9 protein-coding genes are annotated in these 5,881 nt (G+C 62.0%); 8 read left to right on the top strand and 1 reads right to left on the bottom strand.

What is annotated here, in order from left to right; translation table 11 throughout:
• The coding region (locus ENZ74_RS18905; protein WP_206522296.1) for a substrate-binding domain-containing protein at window positions 1–523 on the top strand (523 nt) is incomplete at its 5' end.
• A 15-nt stretch (window positions 524–538) separates the two neighbouring features.
• Here ENZ74_RS18905 and ENZ74_RS18900 read toward each other — a convergent pair.
• A complete protein-coding gene (locus tag ENZ74_RS18900; protein ID WP_024504355.1) occupies window positions 539–955 on the bottom strand; it encodes an acyl-CoA thioesterase in 417 nt (138 codons plus the stop codon).
• Window positions 956–1,152: 197 nt separating this feature from the next.
• On the opposite strand from ENZ74_RS18900, the gene ENZ74_RS18895 reads away from it, so the two are divergent.
• The 7 genes from ENZ74_RS18895 to ENZ74_RS18865 all read left to right on the top strand — a co-directional run.
• Window positions 1,153–1,401, top strand: coding sequence for a ParB N-terminal domain-containing protein (locus ENZ74_RS18895; protein WP_013532091.1), 249 nt, complete (start codon window positions 1,153–1,155; stop codon window positions 1,399–1,401).
• A gap of 199 nt (window positions 1,402–1,600) precedes the next feature.
• The gene (locus ENZ74_RS18890; protein ID WP_024504356.1) at window positions 1,601–2,086 is read left to right on the top strand and encodes an SRPBCC family protein; all 486 of its coding nucleotides are present in this window, start codon (window positions 1,601–1,603) and stop codon (window positions 2,084–2,086) included.
• A gap of 40 nt (window positions 2,087–2,126) precedes the next feature.
• Complete coding sequence (locus ENZ74_RS18885; protein ID WP_063167839.1) at window positions 2,127–3,083, top strand: alpha/beta hydrolase; 957 nt, start codon at window positions 2,127–2,129, stop codon at window positions 3,081–3,083.
• Between the two features lie 187 nt (window positions 3,084–3,270).
• On the top strand, window positions 3,271–3,669 hold the full coding sequence (locus ENZ74_RS18880; RefSeq protein ID WP_013532088.1) for a GFA family protein: 399 nt from the start codon (window positions 3,271–3,273) through the stop codon (window positions 3,667–3,669).
• Between the two features lie 185 nt (window positions 3,670–3,854).
• Window positions 3,855–4,052 (top strand): hypothetical protein, encoded by a 198-nt coding sequence (locus ENZ74_RS18875; RefSeq protein WP_027162632.1) that lies wholly within the window; start codon window positions 3,855–3,857, stop codon window positions 4,050–4,052.
• Window positions 4,053–4,241: 189 nt separating this feature from the next.
• Complete coding sequence (locus ENZ74_RS18870) at window positions 4,242–5,114, top strand: undecaprenyl-diphosphate phosphatase (protein WP_013532086.1); 873 nt, start codon at window positions 4,242–4,244, stop codon at window positions 5,112–5,114.
• Window positions 5,115–5,185: 71 nt separating this feature from the next.
• Window positions 5,186–5,881 (top strand): phosphodiester glycosidase family protein (locus tag ENZ74_RS18865; RefSeq protein WP_127312919.1); only part of this gene is annotated, 696 nt, incomplete at its 3' end.

Here is a 5,881-nt window from a genome sequence, read left to right as displayed (position 1 = left end):
GCAGGTGAGGGAGCGGCGTGCTTCCTTCGGCATCTGCCTGGTCAGCCAGCGCGATCCGGCGCTGGAATATGCGATGGTCTACCGCGAGTTCTTCGGCTTCTTCTGTGGGCCGCAGCACAGGCTTTACGGGCAAACCGGGCTGACGCTGACCGATCTCCGAGGCGAGCCCTCGGTATCGTTCCAGACCGACCATATCTCGGATGCGTTGCGGCCGGTCGCGCTGTTGCGCAGCGAGGCCCGGCTCAATGCCGATGTCGTCGGCGTGTCCTCGAGCCTGGAAGAGGTGCGGCGCATGATCGTCGCCGGGTTGGGCATTGGGCCGCTGCCGCTGCACGTCGCGCGGCGGGATGTGGCGGATGGAATGCTGTGGCGGCTGCCGCCCTATGACGCGCCGCCGGCCATCGACATCTTCCTGCTGGTCAATCCGGACAAGGTGATGAACCGCGCCGAGAAGGCGCTGCTGTCAGGGCTGCAGACGCTGATTGCCGACACGCCCCTCGATGACCGCATCTACATAGGCTGACGGGCGGAGACAGGCTTATTCGATCAAGAAGGCCGAAGAGCGGTCGCGCATCGGCTCGTCCAGAGCGACCGAGGCGCGCGCGGCAAGGTCGAAGCGCACGCTTGTCGTCCGGCTCGATGCGCGGACAATGCCGTCGAGCGAGCCCAACATCACCTGTTCGAAGGTGATGGAGGTGCGGCCGATCTTCACGACATGCGAGCGGATGGTGATGAGTGCACCGGCTTTCGTTTCATGCCGATAGTCGATTTCGGTGCGCACGTCGGCCCATCCGATCTGCGACGCCTGGTTGTCGTCCTGTCCGGCAATATGGCCGAGAAGCTGGAAGCTGGCATCATCGAACATCGCCGCGTAGTGACGCACATTCACGTGCCCCATCACGTCGCACATCCAGGGATGAGCGACGCCGACAAAGGTGACGAGAGATTTGCTCATGGGGATTTGCTCCGTGGCCTTCGACGATCGCGCAGACGCAATATCGAAACGCGCGACGACAGGCAAACGATCTGCTGTCCCTGGCATCTTCGAACCGAGAATGGCCTTCGGACTTCGTATTCGTTAGCCGCACCCTTGGCCACCTCCATCAAACGGACTATTTCAGGGGTGGCGGCGTTTCCGCCACGGGGGTCGGCATGCTCAGAGTGCAAAAGGTCAAGGTCGACGAGATCTACGTGCCGACGGCGCGCAAGAAAACGCTGCATCCCGAGACCGTCCGCCATCTCGCCGAGGACATTCTGGAAAACGGCATGAAGACGCCGATCCAGGTCCGCCATGACGGCAAGCGCCACATCCTCGTCGAAGGCCTGCACCGGCTGGAAGCGGCAAAGTGGCTCGGCGAGACCGAGATCGAGGCCTATCTGGTGCAAGCCAAGCGCCACTAAGGCTTTGGCCCATCGATCACTTTGTCATCCTCGGGTCTCCGCGACGGAGCTGCGTTCGTGCTCCGCCCGTGGATGACGAAGGTGAGTGACGCCTCGGGTCAATCGAAACGGTGTCGCAAAATTTTCGCTGGCCGATGTCGGCTTGCGGTTCATCGGCTCGTCCTTGGGACGGAAGCCAGATCAAACGCAGGACGCCATCATGACCACCAAGCTCGACATCGCCCCCACCAACGACCGCGAACTGGTTCTCGCCCGCATCATCGATGCGCCGCGCGAGAACGTCTATCGCTGCTGGACCGATCCGAAACTGATCACGCGCTGGTTCTCTCCAAAACCGTGGACGACGCCGCGCGCGGAGATGGATGTGCGCGCCGGTGGCTCGAGCCTTGTCGTCATGGCCAGCCCGGACGGCAACGAGTTCCCCAACCCAGGTGTCTTCCTCGAAGTCGTTGCCGGCAGGAAGATCGTCCTCACCGACGCCTACACTGAGGCTTGGCAGCCTTCGGAAAAGCCGTTCATGACCGTCGCGCTGACCTTCGAGGACGAGGGCAACGGCAAGACCCGCTACATCGCTCGGGTCAGGCACTGGAGCGTCGCCGACCGCGAACAGCATGAGAAGATGGGGTTCCACGAGGGCTGGGGACAGTGCGCCGACCAGCTCGAAGAACTCGCCAAAACGCTTTGATCCGCATAACGCCTTGATATCGACAGGAGAGGAGATCGATATGTTCAAAACCCTGTTTTTCGCCATTTTTGCTTCGGCCGCAGCACTGCTTGCCTGCCCGGGCATCATCAATGCAGAGGAGACAAAACCTGCCATGACGACTGAAACGAATGCACTGCCGAAGCCGGAAAAGTCCGGCCTTCTGACGATCAACGGCCTGAACTACTACTATGCAATCTATGGCAAGGGCGAGCCGCTGCTTCTGCTGCATGGTGGTCTTGGCACCACGGATATGTTCGCGCCGATCCTGCCGAAACTTGCCGAAAACCGCACCGTCATCGGCGTCGACCTGCAGGGTCACGGCCGCACCGCGCTGGGTGACCGACCATTCACCGTGGAGGCGATGGGCGACGACATGGCCGCCATCGTCAAGGCGCTCGGTTACAGCCAGGTCGATGTCATGGGCTATTCGCTAGGCGGCGGCGTCGCCTTCCGCATGGCCGTCCAGCATCCCGAAGCGGTGCGCCGCCTCGTCTTGGTATCGACCGGCTACGCCACGGACGGCTTCTATGACGAGATGCGTCCGCAGCAGGCACAGGTGAGCGCAGCCGCGGCTGAGTTCATGAAGGACACGCCGATGTACAAATCCTACGTCGCGGTGGCGCCACATCCGGAGGAGTTCCCGAAGCTCCTCGATGCGCTGGGCGGCTTCATGCGTCAGAACCGCGATTACTCGGCCGATGTCGCCAAGCTGAAGATGCCTGTCATGCTGGTCTATGGCGACAGCGATATGTATAAGCCCGAACACGAGATCAAGTTCTATCAGATGCTCGGCGGCGGACTGAAGGACGCCGGCTGGATGCGCGAGAACTTGTCGCAGAACCGCCTGGCGATCCTGCCCAACCGCACCCACTACGATGTCTTCTTCGCCCCGGAGCTGACGGCCGCCGCGCTGCCGTTCCTAAACGGCCAGACCAAGGTCAAGACCTGGGACGAGGTCGTCGGCGAAATGGAGTGAACGCCAAAACCGCCGGCTGTTGGCGGGCAGCCGGCATTCCGTGGCTCCATGACGGCTTTCGGCGTCATGGCTTCATCCCAACTCGCATCAGCACAAGCGATGACATTGCATCAAAGCTTTTCAATTGACCCAATCGGCCCCGCCGATACGTTGCGCGCCTATTCTCTCCCACCAGTGGATCCAGACAATGGCAAGATATGAGGGCGGATGCCTGTGCAAGGCGGTGCGCTACCGCGCGGACGCGGCTCCCATCAACGAACGCGTCTGCCACTGCCGGCTTTGCCAGAAGGCGATCGGCGCCGCCTTCAACGCACGCGTGCTGTTTCGCATCGAGGACGTGACGATCGATGGGCCGCTGGCGACTATAGGCTCTTCACCGGATCTCAAGCGCGGCTTTTGCCCGAGCTGCGGCACAACGCTGTTCTCCCGACGTGATTCCGCAGGGATTATCGGCATCACCACCGGTTCGCTCGACGATCCCACGGTTTTCAAGCCGCAAATGCATATTTTCACGGCCTCGAAGCAGCCTTGGCTGGTGCTTGATGACGGCCTGCCGAAATACGAAGGCGCCCCTCCGCCAGGCTAATTTTTCCCTTCTCCCCTTGTTGTGGAAGAAGGTGGATCGACGCGCAGCGCCAGGGGAAGGGAAGAGCGCAAGCATGGCCAAAATTTAATCCAAATCGACACGAGATAGCCGGCAAAGCGTCATTGGCGAGCCATCTTTGTCGTCCTATTTAAGGGTCGCGGGTACGGCATTCGAGGAGACGACGGATGAACGACAGCATCAGCACCCTGGACGAGCTTTTGAGAGATCCGATGGTCCTGCTTGTGATGGAGCGCGATCGTGTGCGTCCCGAACAGGTGCGCATGCTGCTCGAACGGGCTCGCCGGCCTTCGACCGATGAGCCCGAAGTGCCGCCGGCGCATGTGATCGCCAGGACATGCCAGAAACTCTGGCTCTGCCCGTAGTCGCTTTGCGATTTTCCCTGTGTGCCTCAAGCCGGCCCCAAGGTGGGCCGGTTTTCGAACGGCGTGCACCTCGGCGTGCCAGCTTACAAATCCGTAAATTGATTATCCGGCCCATGACGATAAGGCTTGCCCGGGATTGACCGATGGTCGGTCCACGCAACTCCGATCTCTCATGCACGGAATTCGATTTTGGCCGATATCTGCACCCAAGGCCTCGACACGGGCTTCGTCGGCCTGGGGTTCGCCAAGGTGGCGTTCCTCGGCGTGGTGCAAGGCATCACGGAACTGCTGCCAATTTCCTCGACTGCCCATATGCGCATCGTGCCGGCCGTGCTCGGCTGGCAGGATCCTGGCTCCGCCTTCTCCGCCGCCATGCAGCTTGCGGCCCTTGCCGCGGTGGTCAGCTATTTCTGGAGCGACGTCAGGGATATCCTGTTTGGATCGCTCGACGCTCTGGCGCGACGCGATTTCGCCGACCGGCATTTCAAGCTGGCGCTCTGGATCGTGCTGGCGACGATCCCCATCGTCATCGCCGGCGTTGCGCTGTCGGGCCTGCTCAACGCCTGCAATTCGCCGCTGCGTAGCCTGACGGTGATCGGCTGGGCCTGCATCGCCATGGCGATCCTGCTGGCGCTGGCCGAGATCTTTGCCCGTCACCGGCGCAGCATGGGCGATGCGTCGCTGACCGATGCGCTGCTCGTCGGTATCGCCCAGATCGGCGCGCTTGTCCCCGGCGTCTCGCGCTCGGGCTCGACCCTGACAGCGGCACTGGGGCTCGGCTTCAAACGGGCCGAAGCGGCGCGCTTCTCGTTCCTGCTCGGGCTGCCTGCCATCGCGCTCGCCGGCCTCAAGGAACTCTGGGAACTGCACAAGGTCCATCTCGACGCCCATGGCTGGTCGGTGCTTGCTGTCGGGCTGGTCGTCGCGTCGATCTCCGCCTTCTTCGCCATATGGGGGCTGATGCGCGTGCTGGAGCGTTTCTCGGCTTGGCCGTTCGTCATCTATCGCGGCCTGCTCGGCATCGTCTTGTTGTCGAGCGTCGCCATGGGATGGCTCGTCTAAGGCAGTTCCACAGTATCGCTTGAAACGGGCTATATCCGTACCGGACCTCGAACTTCGATTCCGGTACGCACATGGATTTTTTGACCCTCCTGCAATCGGTGCCACTGTTGCTGGCGATGGCCAAGGGGGCGCTGCCGTCGGTGGCGGCGCTTGGCGCGTCGTTCGGCCAGTGGGTTGTCTCGCTGCCACCATGCCGGGACTTCACCTTCGAGGCGACCAGCTATCTCGTTTGCGAGGTCGATCCGAAACGATATCAGCTCGAGCTGTTCTGGAAGGATGCGGCGGGCAAGCCGTTTCAGTCGCTGCACAATCTGCATGCCGCGCAACAGGCGATCGGGCGCACGATGCTGTTCGGCATCAATGCCGGCATGTATCACCCGAACCTCGCGCCGGTCGGTCTCTATGTCGAGCGCGGCCAGGAGATGGCGTCGGTGAAAACGGGTTCGGGAAGCGGCAACTTTTCCCTGCAGCCAAACGGCATTTTCTACATACGCGACGGCAGGGCCGCGGTCCGCGCCACCAGGGACTTCGTGAAGAGGCGCCCGACCGTCGACTATGCGACGCAATCGGGGCCGATGCTGGTGATCGACGGCAAGCTGCATCCGAAATTCCAGGCCGACGGCACTTCGCGGAAAACCCGCGACGGTGTCGGGGTGCGAAAGGATGGCGTCGCGGTCTTTGCGATTTCGAATGGCACGGTGACCTTCCATGCCTTCGCCCGGCTTTTCCGCGACGCGCTCGGTTGCGATAACGCGCTGTTCCTCGAC

Origin of the sequence: Mesorhizobium sp. M7A.F.Ca.CA.002.15.2.1 (assembly GCF_003998715.1) — a bacterium.
In the GTDB taxonomy this organism is placed as follows: Bacteria; Pseudomonadota; Alphaproteobacteria; order Rhizobiales; family Rhizobiaceae; genus Mesorhizobium; species Mesorhizobium ciceri.
Note: the sequence above shows the minus strand (reverse complement) of the source record. Positions and strands in the feature narration are given on the sequence as shown.